Raw genomic sequence first — 18,178 nt, 5'->3', positions numbered from 1 at the left:
TTGATGAGCGCGACCTCGCGACGCCTGCCCTATCTGCTGCTGGCACCTTCGCTCGTCTTCCTGACGGCGATCTTCCTCGTGCCGCTGGCGCAGACGGTCGCGCTCTCCTTCAGCGAGAACGGGGTGCCCTCGCTCGCCAACTATCGGCGGATGCTCGGCGATCTGAATTTCGGCCAGGCGCTGCGCAACACCTTCCTGCTCGTCCTTGTCGTCGTGCCGATCCAGCTCGTCATGGCGCTGGCGATGGGCGTGATGATCGAGAAGATCGGCCGCGGCCGCGATCTCGTGCTCTGGGTCTGGACGATTCCCCTCGGCGTCTCCGATCTCGCCGCCGGCCTGGTCTGGCTCGCGATCCTGCAGGATCGCGGCTATCTCAACAGCGCACTCTTCGGCCTTGGCCTGATCGACGGGCCGACCGCCTGGCTGACCTACGAGACCCCCGGCACGCTCTTCGTCGCCGTGGTGCTGGCCGAGGTCTGGCGCGCCACCGCGATCGTGCTGGTCATCCTCGTCGCCGGCATGCAACTGATCCCGAAGGAGTATCGCGAGGCGGCTGAAATCTTCGGCGCCCGGCCCTGGACGATCTTTCGGCGCATCACCCTGCCGCTGCTGAAGCCAAGCCTGCAGACCGCACTGATCCTGCGCACCGTGCTCGCCTTCGAGGTCTTCGCCGTGGTCTACGCCATCGGCGGCACCAATTTCCCGGTCCTGGTCGGCGAGGCCTACACTTGGCAGAACGCCAACCAGAATACCGGCATCGCCACCGCCTACGCCATGCTGATCGTCGTGATCTCGCTGGCTGCGACCGCAATCTATCTGCGTGCCCTGCGCGTGCCGCCGGAGCAGCAGCCATGAGCGCGCTGAAGCGCACCGTCTTCTGGACCGGGGTCGCCGTGCTCTGCGCCTGGGTGCTGCTGCCGATCTGGCTGATCGCGCTGGGCGCGCTCGGCGGCCGCTCCGGCGTCTTCCGCTGGCCGAAATCGCTCTGGCCGGGCGAAGCGTCCTTTGCGGCGCTGCAGAGCTTCCTTGCGGTCGAGGGCGTCTGGCACGCCATGGCGAACAGCGTCATCGCCGCCCTCACCTGCATGGCACTCTCGATCGGCCTCGGCGCGCCGGCCGGCTATGCGCTGGCGCGCTTCTCCTTCCGCGGCCAGAACACCTACAGGCTGCTGATCCTGCTCACCCGCGCCTTTCCACTCGCCATCCTGGCGCTGCCGCTCACCGTCGCCTTTATCCGCATCGGCCTCTATGACACCGCTTTCGGGGTCGGCCTCGTGCACACGGCGCTGGCGCTGCCCTTCGCCGCGCTGGTCTCGGCGAGCCTGTTCCAGGCGATCCCGCGCGAGCTGGAGGAAGCCGCCTGGGTCTTCGGCTGCAGCCGCTGGCAGGCCTTCCGCAAGGTGGTGTTGCCGCTGGCCCTGCCCGGCATCGCCGCCGCGGCGATCTTCGCCTTCGTCATCTCCTGGAACGAGGTCTTCGCTGCCTCGGTGCTCTCGGTGAAGAACCGCACGCTCACCGCCTATCTGCTGACGGTGCTGGCGGAATCGCCGCTGCATTTCCGCTTCGCCGGCGGCTTCCTGCTGATCCTTCCCTCGCTCGCCTTCATCTTCGCGGTCCGGAAATACCTGTTCGCGATGTGGGGCATCGCCAACCGCTGACGGGGACCAATGGCCGAGATCACCCTCGACGGTATCGCCAAATCCTTCGGCGCCGCCCGCGCGCTGGAGCGCATCGACCTCACCGTCGCCGACGGCGAGTTCGTCGCCCTGCTCGGCCCCTCCGGCTGCGGCAAGACCACGCTGCTGCGCATCATCGCCGGGCTGGAGAGCGCATCGAGCGGGCGCGTCGTCATCGGCGGACGCGATCTCACGCAGGTGCCGACGCGCCGGCGCGGCCTTGCCATGGTGTTTCAGAACTACGCCGTCTTCCCGCATCTGAGCGTCTACGAAAACGTCGCCTTCGGCCTGCGCATGCAGGGCGCCGACGAAGCGCGCATCAAGGCGCGCGTCGGCAAGGCGGCCGAGCTGCTGCATATCGAGCCCTATCTCGAGCGCTATCCGGCGAAGCTCTCCGGCGGCCAGCGCCAGCGCGTCGCGGTCGCCCGCGCGCTCGCCGTCGAGCCGCCGGTGCTGCTGATGGACGAGCCGCTCTCCAATCTCGATGCACTGCTGCGCCTGGAGATGCGCGCCGAGCTCAAGGCCGTGCTGCGCGAGGCCCGCACCACCACGATCTACGTCACGCACGACCAGACCGAGGCGATGGGCCTCGCCGACAGGATCGCGGTGATGCATGGCGGGCGCATCGAGCAGATCGATCGGCCCACGGAAGTCTATGAGCACCCGGCGACGACCTTCGTCGGCGGCTTCGTCGGCAGCCCGCCGATGAACTTCCTGCCGGTCACCGTCGAGGCGTCTCGATTGGAACTGCCCGGCGCGAGCCTTCCCGCGCCGAAGGCGTCCGGCGAGTTGCTGATGGGCATCCGGGCTGAGGACCTCACGCCGGTCGCCGCCGGTGAGGGCCTGCCCTTCGACATCGCGGTGGTCGAGCCCCTCGGCGCGCACGACCTCGTCACCGGCCGCAGCGGGCCAACATTGCTGCGCGTCGCAGCGCCCGCCGGCAGCGGCCACAAGCCGGGCACGAGGATCGGCCTCAAGCCCGACCCGAAACGGCTGGTCTGGATGGACCCGGCCTCGGGCCGGGCGATCCAGGCGTAATGACGGATCTGAACACGATGACGATCGATATCGAGGCGGCCCGCGCCATCCTGCACGCCAATGACCGCGGCGGCTATACGGTTCCGACCGCCCGCCTCTACCCGTTCCAGTGGAACTGGGATTCGGCCTTCGTCGCGATGGGCTGGGCGACCTTCGACGAAGAACGCGCCTGGCGCGAGCTGGAGCGCCTCGTCGAGGGCCAATGGGATGACGGCATGGTGCCGCACATCGTCTTCCATGCGCCGAGCGACGACTATTTCCCCGGGCCCGAGGTCTGGCGCACGCGCCATCGCATCCCGACCTCCGGCATCACCCAGCCGCCGGTGCTCGCCAGCGCGATCCGCTTCGTCTTCGAGCGGGCGACCGGCGCCGATCGCGCCGCCCGTGCCGCCACGCTCTACCGGCAGGCGCTCGCCTCGCATGACTGGTGGGACAGGGCGCGCGACCCGGACGGCACCGGCCTCGTCGCGATCCTCCACCCCTGGGAATCGGGCATGGACAACAGCCCCGCCTGGGACGAGGCGATGGCACGCCTGACGATCGAGCCGACGACGCCGATCCGCCGGCGCGACACCTCCCATATCGACGCCGACATGCGCCCGAGGGACGAGGATTATCGTCGCTTCATCGCACTGGTTGACCTCTATGCTAGCCATGACTGGGAGCCCGCAGCGATGTGGCGAGCCTCCCCTTTCAGGCTGGTCGATGTCGCCACCAACGCGATCCTGCACAAGGCCGAGGAGGACCTGCTGGTGCTGGCGGAGCAATTCGGCAGCGCAGCGGAGCGCACTAGCATCGCCGCCCGGCGACAGAGGCGCGAAGCCGCCTTCGCCCGGCTCTGGAGCGCCCCCGACCGCATCTATCGCGCCTGCGATCTCGCGACGGGTCGGCTCGTGCCGGCCTCGACCTCGGCAGGGCTGCTTCCGCTCTTCGCCGGCCTGCCCACGACAGAGCAGGCGGCGGCGCTCGCAGCCGAGCTCGAGAGCTGGCTCGCGCTGGTGCCGCATCCGGTGCCGAGCACCGCGCCAGCCGATGCCCGCTTCGAGCCCAGGCGCTATTGGCGCGGGCCGGCCTGGGCGGTCGTCAACTACATGATCGCCGAAGGCTTCGCTCGCTATGGCCGAATTGAGCTGGCGGAGCGCATCCGCACCGCCACCCTGTCGCTCATGCAGGCGGAGGGCTTCGCCGAATATTTCGACCCGGCCTCGGGCGCTGGCCTCGGCGGGGGCAGCTTCTCCTGGACGGCAGCCATCGGCTTGCTGATCGATCAGCACGCGAACTCGCAATCGCGTCACGCCGCAGCATGAGGCTCTCGGGCGCCCCGCGCGATACCGGCCGAGAGCCTTCGCCCCGACCGGGCCGCTGCCCTCGCAATTCCCGCATTGCCGAAGCGCCGGCAATCAGCTATCCAGCCTCCACGGTTAGCGCCCGTAGCTCAGCTGGATAGAGCGTTGCCCTCCGAAGGCAAAGGTCACACGTTCGAATCGTGTCGGGCGCGCCATTTTTTCTAATGAAATCAATGAATTAGGCGATTGCCTGCCCCTTGCGAGCCTCGATAGTCGCTCCCCGCGGAAGCGATGCGTCGCGTTTTATGCGTGACGATAAAGGGGCGTCGGACGCATTTCTGGGGATTTGAAGGTTATCTGTTGTCATTCTTGGCGAAAGCATTTCGGCTTGAGACACAGCGAATCCGACGAGCGTTGCCCACGTGAGCAACGCTCGTCACAATTGTCGCGCACCAATTCCCGACAGGTGGACCCGCAGGAGCCCGTGGATGGCGGCTCAACTTGGCGGCAAGCACCGCGACGAGGAGCTCGATCTCACCGCCTTGTGGGGCCCGCGCTGAGTCGAAGCCGACCCGGATCGAGGTCGAGCCGGCTTCGATCCGGGTTACCGGAAAGCATCGCGATGACGATACTCGTCCTACCGTTCGATGAGCGCGGGCCAATCCCGAACAATCTGCGCTTTCCCGCGCTCGTCTACCGGCAGGCGTTCGCAGCTGACCAAGCCGACCTCGCCACCGCCATGGAGAGGCGCTTCGAAGAAAATGGCTGGCCGCCGGCCTGGCGCAACGGCATCTACGATTTCCATCACTATCACGCGAAGGGCCACGAACTGCTCGGGATTGCCGGGGGCTCCGCTGAGCTGGTCCTGGGCGGAGAGGGCGGCAGAAAACTCGGGGTCCATGCCGGGGACGTCGTGTTGCTGCCGGCCGGGACGGGACATTGTCGGCTCAGCGCCAGCAGCGATTTCCTTGTGGTGGGTGCGTACCCTCCGGGGCAGAGCGGCGATATTGTGCGGGATGCTCCCACCGCGGAAATCCGGGTGGCCATCAGCCGGCTGGGCCGGCCAGCGAGCGATCCCCTGTCAGGCCGGCAGGGGCCGATGCTGGAGCATTGGCGTGATGGGCTCTAGAGGCGCGTTCAGGCCTGTGGCTTGCCCCGCTGCTCCACCGAGCTGGCGACCTCGAACATCGGGATGCTCTTCTCAAGGCGACGTGTCGTCTGAAGCTCCCGGTCCAGCTCGATCGCAGCCCTGAGCAGGCCGCCGGGTACGATCATGTCTTGTTCGAGGAGCCAGGCGATGGACGCGGCACTGCGGCCCGATAGGCCTGCGAGCGCTTCCAGCATCCTCTCTTCGTTCATTTGCAGCAGAAGGCGTTCCTTCAGCGCCTTGCCGCTCGGGGGCGCACGGTGGCTGATCGGGAGCGCACGATTGATCAGTTCCGAAGAATGATGGCTCATCGCGTCCTCTCGGCTGCAGGAGGACAACGCGGCAGATGCTGACGGGTTCTCCCTTCAACCATCGATTTCCGCGTTTTGCGGGCTCGGTCGCGGCTACGGAACTTCGGTCTCTGCTCACGGGTTGTCCGCGAAACGCACCATGGGAGCCCTTCATGCCGACACCGAACGAGCTTGAGGCCAAACTCTGGAAGGCGCTTCGCTCCGACATGACCGTTATGCTCGGATTAGAAAGAGCGGGCGACAATCTGATGCGGCCGATGACGGTCCAGCTCGACGGCGATGCCGACCGCGGGCCGCTCTGGATCTTCTCCGCAATGGATACCGAGCTGGTAAAGGCGCTGACCGGCAGCGCAAACGCGTTCATGTCGTTCGCCGACAAGGGGCATGACCTCTTCGCCAGGATCAACGGCACCCTGGTGCTCGACAATGATCGGGCGGTCATCGAGCGGCTTTGGAACCGCTTCGTTGCGGCGTGGTACGAGCAGGGGAAGGATGACCCCAAGCTCGCCTTGCTGCGCTTCGATCCGCAACAGGCGGAGATCTGGGAGAATGAATGGAGCCTGATCGCAGGCATCCAGTTGTTGTTCGGTTCCGATCCCAAGCAGGACTATGCGGACAAGACAGCCAATGTGAGGCTCGACTGAACGGCTGCCTGTCTTCAATGCAACAAAGCCGAGCGCGAGACATGATCAAAGCCATACTCAACAGCGTCGCGACAGCCTGGATCGCGCGCGATGCCGAGCGCGGAGACATTCCCGAAGGAATGACCGTTCCATTGACGCTGCTTGCTGCAAGGCTGCCGGCCCCGCTCCTCGTTGCTGGAGCGATCGGGTACGGCCTCTATCGTCTCAACCTCGAAACGCGAGCGCGCCGCGCCAAGGACGTCACGCCCAAACGCCGACGGTCACCGGCGCAGAAAGCGTCTTCAACCTCGGCTGGTCGCGGCAGCCGCCGCAAAGCTCGGATCTGACGGCGCTTCAATCGCGATGGCGCGTCAGCGCTTCTTCGTTCGCGTCCGATCCGGCAGCGCGTCGATCGCTTCGTCAGCACCCTGATCCTTGTGGAGCACGCCTTCCCGCAGCACCTTGCGAGCGGCATCATTCTTCTTTTTGGGATCGGTGGGGATGGCCTTGGTCTCAGGCGTCGCTTCGAGGCCGATATCCTTCGGCTTCTTGCCAGCGTTCCTGGCGCTGGCTGCAAAGGTGGCGAGGGCTTCCGGTTGTTTGGCCATGGCGCTTCCTCCGTTTGCGTTGCAACCGGAGCGGAGGCTTGTTGTTCCCTTCACTGGGGGCGGCGCCTAACCGGCCGGCCGGCTAGGCACAAGCCGCGGAACTTGCCTATTCCGCTTTGAGATTTTCCGCCGACGACTTGCCCGAGCGCTTGTCGGCCACGACCTCGTAGGAAATCTTCTGGCCGTCGTGCAGTTCCCGAAGGCCGGCGCGCTGCACCGCGCTGATATGAACGAACACGTCCTGACCGCCGCCGTCCGGCTGAATGAAGCCGAAGCCTTTCGTGGTGTTGAACCATTTCACCGTGCCGGTCGCCATCCCTGCCTCCTTGTTGGGATCGCGAGCATGGCTGCCCTCGCCTTGGAGGGCAACCATCCGGGGAGCGCTTTAAATTTTCAGAACCCTGTCATTTGCTATTGCGCCGCTCCCGGGCTCCAGCCATGGAGGCCGGCCCTTAGAGTCTGCTGATGCCTATTTCGCCCGCTCAATTCCTCAGATCGAATCTCCTGCTGCTCGCAGGTGGGGCGATTGCCCTGTTGGTCATTGTCATCGCGGCCTTCTGGTTGACCTGGGTCTCCGAACGTCAGTTCGAGGAAGTGGTCGCGGTACGCGAAACACGAAGTGCGACGGCCGACCTTCTATCGCTGGCCCAAGATGCCGAAACCGGTCAGCGCGGCTACCTGTTGTCGCGTGATGCCGCCTACCTTGCGCCCTACACCGATGCCGTAGCCAAGTTCGAAACGACGCTGCAGCGCGCGAAAGCATCCGCCGGAGCCACTGAACTGGCGCAAGCAGAGGTCGCGCGACTGGAAGAGGCTCTACGCGGGAAGCTGGCTGAGCTGGCGCAAACCGTCGCCTTGGCGCAACGCGGCGCCTGGGACGATGCAATCGCTGCAGTCCGGCAAGGCTCTGGCCGCAATCTGATGGACGAGGTTCGCGCCGGTCTCGGCAAGATCATCGCGCAATCCGAGCAACGGTTGCAGCAGGCGATCGCCGGCCAGGAAACTGCATCGGCCCGGTTGCGCTGGACCATCCTGCTCGGGGCTCTGGTCATCGCTCTCTTCGCGGCAGCGGCCTTCTGGACGATCGCGCAATACACACGCGAGATCATTCTGGCCCGGACCGAGGTCGCAGCTCTCAACATCGGGCTGGAAGACCGCGTGCAGCAGCGCACCGAAGCGCTCACCCGGGCTAACGAGGAAATCCAGCGCTTCGCCTATATTGTGACCCATGACCTGCGGGCGCCGCTCGTGAACATCATGGGCTTCACGAGCGAGCTTGAAGCGACTGCGGCGCCGATCAAGGCCTATTTCGATGCCGGCGAAACGGCTGCCCCGGCGGTGCTGGAAGAGGCCCGCACGGCGGTCGACGCGGACCTGCCGGAAGCGATCAGCTTCATCCGGTCCTCGACGCGCAAGATGGATGGACTGATAAACGCCATCCTGAAGATTTCGCGCGAGGGAAAAAGGGTCCTGCGCGCCGAAGCGATCGATCTCCCATCCGCGCTCGAAGCGGCGGCAGCGGCTGTACATCATCAGGCGAGCGAGAACGGCGACGGCATCACCGTCGACTGCCCGCCCCTCAAGATCCGTAGCGACCGTCTGTCGATGGAGCAGGTCCTCGGTAATCTCCTGGACAATGCGATCAAGTACCGGTCGCCGAAGCGCGAGCTCAAGGTTGTGATACGTGCGAAGCGGGAGAAGTCCGGTTGGGTGGTCATCGAGGTCCAAGACAACGGCCGAGGCATCGCCCTGACCGACCACGAACGGATTTTCGAGCTCTTTCGTCGATCCGGAACACAAGACAAGCCGGGCGAAGGCATCGGTCTGGCGCATGTCCGGACGATCGTCCGCAATCTCGGCGGCGACATCACCGTCAGCTCCGAACTGGACGCTGGTACGACCTTCTCGATCTTGTTGCCGCCTGATCTCAGCGCGGTTCAACGGAGTGCCTCCACGTGAGCAATGCAAAGCCGGTTTCAATCGTGATGATCGAGGATGACGAGGGCCATGCTCGTCTCATCGAGAAGAACATCCGCCGAGCAGGGGTGAACAACGAGATCATCCCATTCCAGAACGGCACGGACGCGCTGGCGTTCCTGTTCGGTGCAGACGGCACGGGTGAGGCCAGCTCCCGCCGGCAGTTGCTCATCCTGCTCGACCTGAACCTGCCCGACATGGCTGGCGTCGACATCCTGGAGAGGGTCAAGGCCAATCAACATACCCGCCGCTCGCCGGTCATCGTTCTGACGACAACCGACGACAGCCGCGAGATCCAACGCTGCTACGATCTCGGTGCGAACGTCTACATCACGAAGCCCGTCGACTACGAGGGCTTTGCCAACGCTATCAAGCAGCTGGGATTGTTCTTCTCGGTGATGCAGGTTCCGGAAACCGAATGATCCGATCGGCGGCGACGCGGTAATGCCCAACCGCACAATCAAGGCCCTATACATTGATGACGACGCCGCCTTGGGGCGGCTCGTTCAGCGGATTCTTGGTCGCCGCGGCTACCAAGTCGATCACGAGACGACCGCCGAGGAGGGGCTCGCTCGTCTGGAGGGGGGCGATATCGACGTCGTTATTCTCGACCACGACCTTGGCACGACCTCAGGCCTCATCGTCCTTGAGGATCTGAAAGCGCGCGAACAAGCGCCCCCGGTCGTCTACGTCACGGCCTCGACCGAGCTCTCCATCGCGGTCCAGGCGCTCAAAGCTGGTGCTGTCGACTATGTCGTGAAGGCAATCGGCGATGATTTCGAGGTGCTGCTGGTGGCCGCACTCGAGCAGGCTGTCGAACGCGCCCGGTTGATGCGAGCGAAGGAAGAAGCCGAGCAGCAGGTTCGCCAGGCCAAGGATCGGGCCGAGATGCTGTTGGCGGAGGTCAACCACCGCGTGGCCAACAGCCTGGCGCTCGTCGGTTCGCTGGTCCGGATGCAGGCTGGCGCGGTCAAGGACACAGGGGCGAAGGCGGCTCTGGCAGAGACGCAGGCGCGTATCACGGCCATCGCGAACCTGCATCGCAGTCTCTATACCTCGACGGATGTCCAGCAGGTCGATCTCGCAGCCTATCTGGAAACACTCGTCGGCGAATTGGGCAATTCGATCACGGCCTCGGGCAGGACGCCCATCGTCAAGCTCGACGCCGAACCTGTCTCGATCAAGACCGATCGCGCCGTCTCCGTCGGCATGATCGCGACGGAACTTGTCACCAATGCCCTGAAATACGCTTATCCGACTGGAGAGGGCGAGGTTCGCGTCAGCGTTTCGCGGACGTCGTCCAATCAGATCGTGCTCAGCGTCGCGGACGATGGCATCGGCTGGACCGGTGACGGCACGGCAAAGGGGAGCGGACTCGGCAGCAAGATCATCGCTGCGATGTCAAAAAGCCTCGGCTCGCGCTTGGAATATCAGACCCAGCCTATCGGTACGCTGGCATCCATCACATTCGATGAAAAGCAGGGATATTGACGGCGCGTGGATAGCGAGTGCCCGGCGGTCAGCATTGAACTAGAGGTTGATCGCCAGCGCCGACGCCAGATTGAGCGCCAAAGCCAAGTACATCCAAAACTCCAGGGGGACGCTGCATCGCATCGAAAAACTCCGGCCTCGCAGCGAAGAAATTCTGGATCGGGTGGATCGTTCCGCGTCCTGGGGAATTTGATGCAAATGCCCGCGTTGTTGGTGAACGATTGGTTGCTGCCGCTCGCGCCGAAATCTGCAAGCGCAGCTCGGTCGCTGCTCCATCGCGCTTTTGCAGCGCATGGAACGGAACAATGGACTGGATGACAATCGCAGGCGGCGCTGCCGCGCTTTGCTCTATGGTCAGCTTCGTGCCGCAAGCTTGGCTTATCGTCAAAAGCCGCGATACCAGCTCGATCTCACCGGTCATGTACAGCTTTACAGTGGCAGGTTTTGCGCTTTGGACGTTCTATGGCATCGGGCTCGGCGAGTGGCCATTGATCGTGACGAACAGCGTCTGTCTGCTGCTTGCGTCCTTCATCCTTCTGATGACGCTGCTGCCGCAGGCGAAAAAGGACGCAATGGCTGATACCGTGGATCCTGATGCGTAAGATTGAGGGCTGATGGACAAGGACCATTATCTTCACGGGCTCGTTCGGAAGCTCGAGACGAGCTCGCCCTTGCAGCCCGAAGAGCGAGACCAACTGCTCCGGCTGCCGCTGATCCTCAAGCAGTTCGAGAGTGGGCACGACATCGTCAGCGAGGGGGAGCGCACAAAGCAATGTTGCCTCGTCGCTGAAGGGCTGGTTTGCCGCTACAAGATCGTGGGCGACGGGCAGCGCCAGATCCTGTCCCTGCATCTTCCGGGCGACATCCCCGATATCCATTCGCTCCTCATCGAGCAGATGGATCACAATCTCGGAACGCTCACGGCCGCGACCGTCGGATTCATTCCTCACGAGGCGGTTCGAGCGCTGACCCGCTCCCATTACCGGATCGCTGAAGCATTCTGGCGCGAGACGCTCGTAGAGGCTGCCATCTATCGCGAGTGGATGGTGGGGATTGGCCGGCGCTCGGCGCCGAGCCGGATCGCTCATCTGTTCTGCGAGTTCATCACCAAGATGACGGCGATCGGCCTTTCCGATGGCAAGACCTGCGAATTGCCGCTGACACAGCCGGAAATCGCCGATGCACTTGGACTCTCCACCGTTCACATGAACAAGAAGCTGCGAGAGATCAGGCAAGCCGGGCTGATCCGCCTTCGGTCGAACAGGCTGACGATTCTTGATTGGGCAGGCCTGTGCAAGCTGGCGGATTTCGATCCCGACTATCTGCATTTGCGGGAAGTCCGCTCCAAAAAGTGAGTTTGTGTGGGAACACCGGACGGCGAGCCGCATTTGACAGGCATGCCCCGGTATTTCTTTCACACGCGCGACGGCCAGCACGTCGAATTGGACGACGAGGGCACCGATTTGCCCAACGACCAAGCTGCCAAAAATGCTGCGAAGGAGCTTCTCGCTGGAATCAATCGCGAAAAGCTCCCCAATGGCGACCACATGGAACTGGCGGTCGTCGTAAGGGATGCCGCGGGTGCTGACATCTATACGGCAACCCTGAATCTCGACGGCCATTAGTGCGTCGCGCTCTCGTTCAATCGCTGCAGCAAACTGCGGCGTTTCGAAGCACTCCACCGAACCACTTCAAGGCGCTGACACGGAACTTCTCCTCGCTGCTGTCGTTATCAGTAGAACTTGACTAACTATCTGCCACATAAGGAGATTTCGATGCGCAACGTGGTTCTCACGTCCCTTTTCTGCGCCCTGCTGTCGACGGCGGCCAGCGCACAAACGTCGACCACGGCCCCGACGCCGTCGCCGAACGCTCCGGCGGACGCGAACGCGCCGCTGCCTGGCGCGAACAGCTTCACCGAAGGACAGGCCAAGAGCCGGCTGGAGGCCAACGGCTATTCCAATGTGACCGCGCTCAAGAAAGACGACAACGGCATCTGGAAGGGCACCGCGACCCATTCCGGCGCGCAGGTCAGCATCTCGGTCGATTATCGCGGCAACATCACCCGCAACTGACCACCAGTTTTCGATCTAGAGGAGGAGAATTCTTATGCGTACTGTCACCCGTTCCTATGAGACCTATGAGGCGGCGCGCCGCGTAGTCGACGACCTCCAGGCTGCCGGGTTCCCGGCAGCGGACATCAGCCTGATCGGTCGGCACGAGAGCACCGACAACAGCAATGCAGGGGAAGGCGCCGGCATCGGAGCGGCTCTCGGCGGCGCAGCCGGCCTGCTCGCGGGACTTGGCCTGCTTGCCATCCCCGGCGTCGGTCCGGTCGTGGCGGCCGGCTGGCTTGCATCGACAGCAGCCGGCGCCGCAGCCGGCGGCGTCACCGGTGGCATCATCGGTGCGTTCACGAGCGCCGGCGAGGACGAAGAGAGCGCCAACTACTACGCCGAGACGGTGCGGCGCGGCGGCAGCGTCGTTTCGGTGAAGGCTCACGAAGACCAGGCGCCGGCGGCGGAAGCCATCCTGGACGGCGCCATGCCGATCGATCGCGATGCTCGCCTGACGGACTACAGGAACGAGGGTTGGTCGCGGTTCGACGAGCGTGGTGAGCCGTACCGGCCCATTATCTAATCTTGTCTCGGCGGACCTTGCCCCGTCGGGCCGATCCGGCGGGGCGCTTTCTTGCTTAAGTGATTAGGAACCTGGCGCCGCGGGAGGCGTTTCCAGCCGATGATTGATCAGCCTGAGAGACAAGCCTTGCCCCTAGATGACTTCGTTCCTTGCGAACCCGATCCATTCGCGGTGCTGATCGACCCGGTGGACATCGCGCGTGTCCATGCTGCCGTCGATGGCACCTGGACGGCGCTTCAAACGCGATGCCGCGTCACCGCTGATCCTGACCTAGCGAGAGCGAGCCTCTATGGGATCGTGGCGAGCAACATCCATTTCGCCGCTGACGATCATGATCTCATTCGTCGGTCGATCGATCGCTTTCTCGTCGGCCGCCGTCTCGAGCGCACAAGCCGCAACTGACCCTAGAGAGCCGCTCGCGTTCAGTTGGAATCTCGCGGTGAAGATGGCGACCTTCAACGTCAATGGCATCAACGGGCGTTTGCCGGTGCTCCTACGGTGGCTGCGCGAAGCCGAGCCGGATAGCGTCTGGAGCCAAGCGAGCGACCATGCTCAGAAATGGGCCGCCTGAGCTGACCGGAAAAATGGATGGCTCACCCGAAAGGGTGTCGTGGCGAACCGCAATCGCCACTGGTTGGGCGTGCTTAGCTCGCTAAGCTCTCGTCAGGCTGTATCAGCCGGTCAGCCACATGTCTGGAACTCGCCGCGGATGTACCGGCGGTTCGCACATTCTGGCCGGCGCAGGGGAACGGCCATCAGGGCTGACCTTCCAAGGAAGGTCAGCCCTGTCTCGCTTTGCCGCACCCGCATGTCCGCCTGCAGGCTCTTCTTCAGGGCACAGGTTGACGACATTGCTGGGACGATCCTTGCCCCCAGCGGCCGCAGCGATCTTCCCTATGCATTTCCGCCCGCGCCGGAAGAAGACAGCGGCCGTAGGCTTGCTGGTGGCATCCTGTCATTTGACATGGACAAGCGGCTTGGAAAGACACCTAATCTTCCAGCCGTTGTCTCCATACCGCTCCTGGAAATGACCGCGTGCGGCGCGCTTTGACGCCGCCAAGCGGAGAGACGCAATGCTCACTGGCACAGGCCGGCTTAACTTGCGCGATGGGCGCAGGATCGATGTTCTGTACCAATTCGCGGGCGACTATGACGACCGCCGGGCCGGCTACCTGCTCTTCGACACAAGTGAGTGCGACGACAGCCAGTTCTGCCACCGGCTCGTGCTCGAATGCGAGGACGGCGCGTCGGTCGTATTGGTGGTCATGAACCGCAGCGATAGGCACCTGGCGGTGCATGGTCGCGAGCTTCCTGTCGCGGCATAGGGGCCGCCGCTACGATTGTCTGGAACCTAGAAGTCTCGATCCTGTTTTTGAAATCTACGGCTGGGGGTCACCGCACGAGGAGACTCTCCAATGGGATGGTTCACCAAAGATATCAAGACCATGGATGATTTGTTCGTCCATACGCTCCAGGATATCTACTACGCCGAGCACCAGATCAAAAAGTCGCTTCCCGACATGGTCGACAAGGCGACGAGCCCGGAGCTGAAGCAGGGCTTTCAATCACACCTTCAGCAGACCGACGGGCATATCGCCCGGTTGAAGCAGGTCTTCAAACAGCACGGTGCCGAGGAGAAGGCCGTCACCTGTCCGGCGATCGATGGAATTTTGTCGGAAGCCAGCGACATCGCCTCCGATGTCGACGACAAGCAGGTGCTCGATGCAGCGCTGATCGCTGCCGCCCAGGCGGTTGAGCACTACGAGATCACCCGGTACGGCACATTGGTTGCCTGGGCCAAGCTGCTCGGTCGCGAGGATTGCGCCTCTCTCCTCAAGCAGAATCTCGATGAAGAAGCTGCGACGGATGCGAAGTTGACCAAGCTCGCAACGAGCATGGTCAACCGGCAGGCGGCTTGATGTTAAATGCCGGAAGCGGGATTTTCTCGCGTCCGGCACTCATCTCAAGATCCGCTGGGGGCATCATGTCAGCTATCGATCCCATGATTCATGAAGACGCTCTGCCCGGGCATGAATGCGCTTTGGAGTCCAAGCCTGATTGGCTGCCTCACTCTCTCGGGTTTGAAAACGCCCCATCGCCAGCTGCGACGATCCTGCAAGCTGGAACCTCTGGCAGGCGGGAGGCGTTTGGCTCAAGATAGAACATATCATGAACATGGAGGCGAGCTTGGCACAGCTCACCACGCTTCAGAAGCTGGAGATTCTCAGCGATGCCGCGAAATACGATGCTTCCTGCGCATCGAGCGGGACGGCCGAGCGCAATTCGGTCGGCGGCAAGGGCGTCGGCTCGACCACCGGCTCGGGCATCTGCCATTCCTATGCGCCAGACGGGCGCTGCATCTCGCTGCTCAAGGTCCTGCTGACCAATTTCTGCTCCTACGACTGCGTCTTCTGCATCAACCGCAGTTCGAGCAATGTCCGGCGGGCGCGCTTCTCGGTCGAGGAGGTCGTGGCGCTGACGCTGAATTTCTACAAGCGCAACTATATCGAGGGGCTGTTTCTCTCCTCCGGCATCATCCGTTCGCCAGATTACACCATGGGTGAGTTGGTGCGCGTCGCCGAGAGCCTGCGGCTGGAGCATGACTTCCGCGGCTACATCCATCTCAAGCTGATCCCGAGCGCGAGCCAGGAGCTGATCGACCGCGCGGCGCTGTTCGCCGACCGGGTCTCGATCAATGTCGAACTACCGAGCGAGACCTCGCTGAAGCGCTTCGCACCTGAAAAGCAGCCGCTCGACATTCGCAGCGCCATGGGCGGCCTCAAGCTCAGGATCGACGAGGCCGCCGCCGAGCGCGAACGCTCGCAGCGGGCGCCGGCTTTCTCGCCGGCTGGGCAGAGCACGCAGATGATCGTCGGCGCCGACGATGCCAGCGACGCCACCATCCTGCAGCGCAGCGCCCAGCTCTACGGCGCGTATGACCTTCGCCGCGTCTACTACTCCGCCTTCAGCCCGATCCCCGACTCGTCGAAGCAATTGCCGCTGTCGGAGCCGCCGCTGATGCGCGAGCACCGGCTCTACCAGGCCGATTGGCTGACGCGCTTCTACGGCTTCGAGGTCGACGAGATCATGGATGCGGCGCCCGGCGGCATGCTCGACCTTTCGGTCGATCCCAAGCTCGCCTGGGCCCTGCGCCATCGCGGTCGCTTTCCGGTCGACGTCAACCGCGCCGAGCGCGAGCTCTTGCTGCGCATTCCCGGGCTCGGCACGCGCAGCGTCGATCGCATCCTAGCGATGCGCCGCTTTCGGCGGCTGCGGCTGGAGGATGTCGGGCGGCTGGTGCGTTCCTTGCGCGTGCTCCGGCAATTCATCGTCACCGCCGACTGGCGGCCGGGTGCGGCGCTCGACGGCGAAAGGCTGAAGGCGCAACTCGCGCCGAAGCCGCAGCAACTGGCGCTGCTCTGATGTTCGTCGCGCGCCTCTCCCATCCCGCCGATTTCGAAGGCTGGCGCGGCTTTGCCCGGCGCTTCGCGCAAGCGCTGGTCGCGCCGTCGGCGATCGACTGGCGCGTCGGCGATCACGACACCGGCCTGTTCGGCGGTGACATCGTGGAGGGCGGCGAGGACAGGGCGCTGAGCGTGCCGCGCGCCTTCATCGCGCTGGCGCAGGAGGTGATCTGCCATAGCGATCCCGCGCGGTTCGACCTGCTCTACCGTCTCCTCTGGCGCCTGCAGGAGGAGCGCGAATTGCTCCAGATCGCCTCCGACCACGACGTCCATCGCGCCGAGGCGCTGGCGCGCTCGGTCCGGCGCGACATGCACAAGATGACCGCCTTCGTGCGCTTCCGCGAGGTCGATGACGGGGAGGGCGGCGAGGCCTTCGTCGCCTGGTTCGAGCCCGAGCACCATATCCTGGAGAAGGTCGCGCCCTTCTTCGTCGAGCGCTTCACCACGATGCGCTGGACGATCCTGACGCCGCGCGGGACGCTGCTCTGGGATGGGCGCGAACTCAAGCTCGGCGAGGCGGCGACGCGTGCGCAGGCGCCGACCAGCGACGCGATGGAGGAGTGGTGGCGGACCTATTACGCCAGCATCTTCAATCCGGCCCGGCTGAAGCCGAAGGCGATGAAGGCGGAGATGCCGGTGAAATACTGGCGGAACCTGCCGGAGGCCGAACTGATTTCTCCCCTGATCGCCGATGCCACCAGGCGAACGCAAGAGATGATCATGAGCGCTCCGACCTCACCGCAGAAGCGCCGGCCTACGGCGACTTCCGAACCGGCCATCTCCGATATTTCCGCGATCGAGAGCTGGGAGGACGCCGCCGTGGCTGCGCGCTCCTGCCGGCGCTGCCATCTCTGGTGCGATGCGACGCAGACGGTCTTCGGCGAGGGGCCGCGCAACGCTCTGGTGATCTTCGTCGGCGAACAGCCCGGCGATCATGAGGATCTGGCCGGCAAGCCCTTTGTCGGCCCGGCCGGTAAGGTCTTCGACCGGGCAATGGCCGATGCCGGGCTCGACCGCGCCAAAGCCTATGTCACCAATGCGGTGAAGCACTTCAAATTCCAGCTGCGCGGCAAAAGGCGCATCCACGAGAAGCCGAATGCCGGCGAGGTCAAGGCTTGCCGCTTCTGGCTCGATCTCGAGCTTGGCTTCGTCAAGCCGCAACTGGTGGTGGCGCTGGGCGCGACCGCGCTCAAGGCGCTGACCGGTCATGCCGGCCCGCTCACCGCGGCACGCGGGCGCGAGCTTAAGCTGCCGGACGGCACGCCGCTGCTGGCGACCGTCCATCCCTCCTATCTGCTGCGCCTGCCGGACGAGGGGGCGAAGGAGAACGAGACCAGGCGCTTCATCGCCGATCTCAAGCATGTCGGCAGCCTCGCGCCAGGCTTGCGGATGCCAAAGGCAGCATGACTGCTTCAGCCGATCTGGCCGTGGGAAGCCCACATCGCGCGTCGGTTTTTAAACTGAAGCTAACCCGGATCGGCTGGTGCTGATGTCCGGTCTCCGGCAGCATGCCAACGTCAGGTCCTGGCGCGGGGCTGACGGCTCGCAACCAACTCCGCCTATCTTTGGCTTGGGCGGGAAGCCTTCAGCAATAAAGTAACATTGCTTCCAGCCGATGCTGCAAGGCAGGCGGCTCGACATTCATTCGAACATTTCCAAGTGCGTAGCGCATCTCGGCAGTGAAGGGCATCCAAGCGCGCAAATCGTCGAGCAGGGCGTCGCACATCAAATCTTCCAGCGGCCCCGCGCCGATTTGACCAAGTGCCAGCTCGTGATCAGGCAGTCGCGCCTGAGCAATAATCGCTAGAACCCGCCTTAATACGATCTCCCGTGGATCGTTCAGCATATCCGTGGATCAATGCCATGTGCTTGGATCAGCAAGATAAGCCTGCACAAAGGATTCAGCGGTCATTGGAG

The 18,178-nt window shown here is 63.9% G+C and carries 24 protein-coding genes, 1 tRNA gene and 1 pseudogene; 22 read left to right on the top strand and 4 right to left on the bottom strand.

Features of this window, described 5'->3' with window-relative positions; genetic code table 11:
- Positions 1–3 precede the first annotated feature (3 nt).
- The 6 genes from AC07O0_RS21785 to AC07O0_RS21760 all read left to right on the top strand — a co-directional run bounded on the left by AC07O0_RS21785 (position 4) and on the right by AC07O0_RS21760 (position 5,129).
- Positions 4–855, top strand: a complete 852-nt coding sequence (locus AC07O0_RS21785) for a carbohydrate ABC transporter permease (protein ID WP_494625763.1) — start codon at positions 4–6, stop codon at positions 853–855.
- Positions 852–1,658: a carbohydrate ABC transporter permease gene (locus AC07O0_RS21780; RefSeq protein WP_494625762.1), complete on the top strand. Its 807-nt coding sequence runs from the start codon at positions 852–854 to the stop codon at positions 1,656–1,658. The genes AC07O0_RS21785 and AC07O0_RS21780 overlap by 4 nt, the downstream gene beginning before the upstream one ends.
- A gap of 9 nt (positions 1,659–1,667) precedes the next feature.
- Positions 1,668–2,714: an ABC transporter ATP-binding protein gene (locus tag AC07O0_RS21775; protein ID WP_494625761.1), complete on the top strand. Its 1,047-nt coding sequence runs from the start codon at positions 1,668–1,670 to the stop codon at positions 2,712–2,714.
- Positions 2,715–2,731: 17 nt separating this feature from the next.
- Entirely contained in the window at positions 2,732–4,021 is a 1,290-nt protein-coding gene (locus AC07O0_RS21770; RefSeq protein ID WP_494625760.1) for an MGH1-like glycoside hydrolase domain-containing protein, read from the top strand.
- Positions 4,022–4,138: 117 nt separating this feature from the next.
- Positions 4,139–4,215, top strand: a tRNA-Arg gene (locus tag AC07O0_RS21765).
- 407 nt (positions 4,216–4,622) lie between these two features.
- Positions 4,623–5,129 (top strand): cupin, encoded by a 507-nt coding sequence (locus AC07O0_RS21760; protein ID WP_494625759.1) that lies wholly within the window; start codon positions 4,623–4,625, stop codon positions 5,127–5,129.
- Positions 5,130–5,137: 8 nt separating this feature from the next.
- Here AC07O0_RS21760 and AC07O0_RS21755 read toward each other — a convergent pair whose 3' ends face one another.
- Positions 5,138–5,458, bottom strand: coding sequence for a hypothetical protein (locus AC07O0_RS21755; RefSeq protein ID WP_494625758.1), 321 nt, complete (start codon positions 5,456–5,458; stop codon positions 5,138–5,140).
- A 35-nt stretch (positions 5,459–5,493) separates the two neighbouring features.
- On the opposite strand from AC07O0_RS21755, the gene AC07O0_RS21750 reads away from it, so the two are divergent.
- Together AC07O0_RS21750 and AC07O0_RS21745 are read left to right on the top strand one after the other, a co-directional pair.
- A complete protein-coding gene (locus AC07O0_RS21750) occupies positions 5,494–6,102 on the top strand; it encodes a pyridoxamine 5'-phosphate oxidase family protein (RefSeq protein WP_494625757.1) in 609 nt (202 codons plus the stop codon).
- 41 nt (positions 6,103–6,143) lie between these two features.
- Positions 6,144–6,428: a hypothetical protein gene (locus AC07O0_RS21745; RefSeq protein ID WP_494625756.1), complete on the top strand. Its 285-nt coding sequence runs from the start codon at positions 6,144–6,146 to the stop codon at positions 6,426–6,428.
- A 24-nt stretch (positions 6,429–6,452) separates the two neighbouring features.
- Here the strand turns inward: AC07O0_RS21745 and AC07O0_RS21740 are convergent, their stop codons facing one another.
- Both AC07O0_RS21740 and AC07O0_RS21735 read right to left on the bottom strand, forming a co-directional pair.
- Positions 6,453–6,689 carry a hypothetical protein gene (locus AC07O0_RS21740; protein WP_494625755.1) on the bottom strand — a complete coding sequence of 79 codons (237 nt, stop codon included), beginning with the start codon at positions 6,687–6,689 and terminating at the stop codon, positions 6,453–6,455.
- Between the two features lie 106 nt (positions 6,690–6,795).
- Positions 6,796–7,005, bottom strand: a complete 210-nt coding sequence (locus AC07O0_RS21735; protein ID WP_091843677.1) for a cold-shock protein — start codon at positions 7,003–7,005, stop codon at positions 6,796–6,798.
- A gap of 149 nt (positions 7,006–7,154) precedes the next feature.
- Between AC07O0_RS21735 and AC07O0_RS21730 the strand changes: the two genes are divergently transcribed.
- The 14 genes and pseudogenes from AC07O0_RS21730 (at position 7,155) to AC07O0_RS21665 (ending at position 17,668) form a co-directional block, all read left to right on the top strand.
- A complete protein-coding gene (locus AC07O0_RS21730) occupies positions 7,155–8,648 on the top strand; it encodes a sensor histidine kinase (RefSeq protein ID WP_494625754.1) in 1,494 nt (497 codons plus the stop codon).
- Between the two features lie 26 nt (positions 8,649–8,674).
- A complete protein-coding gene (locus tag AC07O0_RS21725) occupies positions 8,675–9,088 on the top strand; it encodes a response regulator (protein WP_476814027.1) in 414 nt (137 codons plus the stop codon).
- A 22-nt stretch (positions 9,089–9,110) separates the two neighbouring features.
- Positions 9,111–10,157, top strand: coding sequence for a sensor histidine kinase (locus tag AC07O0_RS21720; protein ID WP_494625753.1), 1,047 nt, complete (start codon positions 9,111–9,113; stop codon positions 10,155–10,157).
- A gap of 305 nt (positions 10,158–10,462) precedes the next feature.
- Positions 10,463–10,759, top strand: a complete 297-nt coding sequence (locus AC07O0_RS21715; RefSeq protein ID WP_494625752.1) for a SemiSWEET family sugar transporter — start codon at positions 10,463–10,465, stop codon at positions 10,757–10,759.
- Between the two features lie 12 nt (positions 10,760–10,771).
- Positions 10,772–11,512 carry a Crp/Fnr family transcriptional regulator gene (locus AC07O0_RS21710; RefSeq protein WP_494625751.1) on the top strand — a complete coding sequence of 247 codons (741 nt, stop codon included), beginning with the start codon at positions 10,772–10,774 and terminating at the stop codon, positions 11,510–11,512.
- Positions 11,513–11,554: 42 nt separating this feature from the next.
- Complete coding sequence (locus AC07O0_RS21705) at positions 11,555–11,782, top strand: DUF6894 family protein (protein ID WP_494625872.1); 228 nt, start codon at positions 11,555–11,557, stop codon at positions 11,780–11,782.
- Positions 11,783–11,932: 150 nt separating this feature from the next.
- The gene (locus AC07O0_RS21700) at positions 11,933–12,232 is read left to right on the top strand and encodes a PepSY domain-containing protein (protein WP_494625750.1); all 300 of its coding nucleotides are present in this window, start codon (positions 11,933–11,935) and stop codon (positions 12,230–12,232) included.
- 34 nt (positions 12,233–12,266) lie between these two features.
- Entirely contained in the window at positions 12,267–12,797 is a 531-nt protein-coding gene (locus AC07O0_RS21695) for a general stress protein (RefSeq protein ID WP_494625749.1), read from the top strand.
- Between the two features lie 99 nt (positions 12,798–12,896).
- Positions 12,897–13,199: a hypothetical protein gene (locus AC07O0_RS21690; protein ID WP_494625748.1), complete on the top strand. Its 303-nt coding sequence runs from the start codon at positions 12,897–12,899 to the stop codon at positions 13,197–13,199.
- Positions 13,200–13,236: 37 nt separating this feature from the next.
- Positions 13,237–13,335 (top strand): annotated as a pseudogene (locus AC07O0_RS21685) (exodeoxyribonuclease III); the annotation flags it as partial.
- A 535-nt stretch (positions 13,336–13,870) separates the two neighbouring features.
- Positions 13,871–14,122 (top strand): hypothetical protein, encoded by a 252-nt coding sequence (locus AC07O0_RS21680; RefSeq protein WP_494625747.1) that lies wholly within the window; start codon positions 13,871–13,873, stop codon positions 14,120–14,122.
- 90 nt (positions 14,123–14,212) lie between these two features.
- Positions 14,213–14,716, top strand: coding sequence for a YciE/YciF ferroxidase family protein (locus tag AC07O0_RS21675; RefSeq protein ID WP_494625746.1), 504 nt, complete (start codon positions 14,213–14,215; stop codon positions 14,714–14,716).
- Between the two features lie 256 nt (positions 14,717–14,972).
- Positions 14,973–16,220, top strand: a complete 1,248-nt coding sequence (locus tag AC07O0_RS21670) for a putative DNA modification/repair radical SAM protein (RefSeq protein WP_494625871.1) — start codon at positions 14,973–14,975, stop codon at positions 16,218–16,220.
- On the top strand, positions 16,220–17,668 hold the full coding sequence (locus AC07O0_RS21665; protein WP_494625745.1) for a UdgX family uracil-DNA binding protein: 1,449 nt from the start codon (positions 16,220–16,222) through the stop codon (positions 17,666–17,668). The genes AC07O0_RS21670 and AC07O0_RS21665 overlap by 1 nt, the downstream gene beginning before the upstream one ends.
- Before the next feature lie 178 nt (positions 17,669–17,846).
- Here the strand turns inward: AC07O0_RS21665 and AC07O0_RS21660 are convergent, their stop codons facing one another.
- Positions 17,847–18,107, bottom strand: a complete 261-nt coding sequence (locus AC07O0_RS21660; RefSeq protein ID WP_494625744.1) for a hypothetical protein — start codon at positions 18,105–18,107, stop codon at positions 17,847–17,849.
- Positions 18,108–18,178 lie beyond the last annotated feature (71 nt).

The organism is Allobosea sp. GW821-FHT10B12 (assembly GCF_059415545.1).
This window is presented reverse-complemented; position numbering and strand designations above follow the sequence as displayed.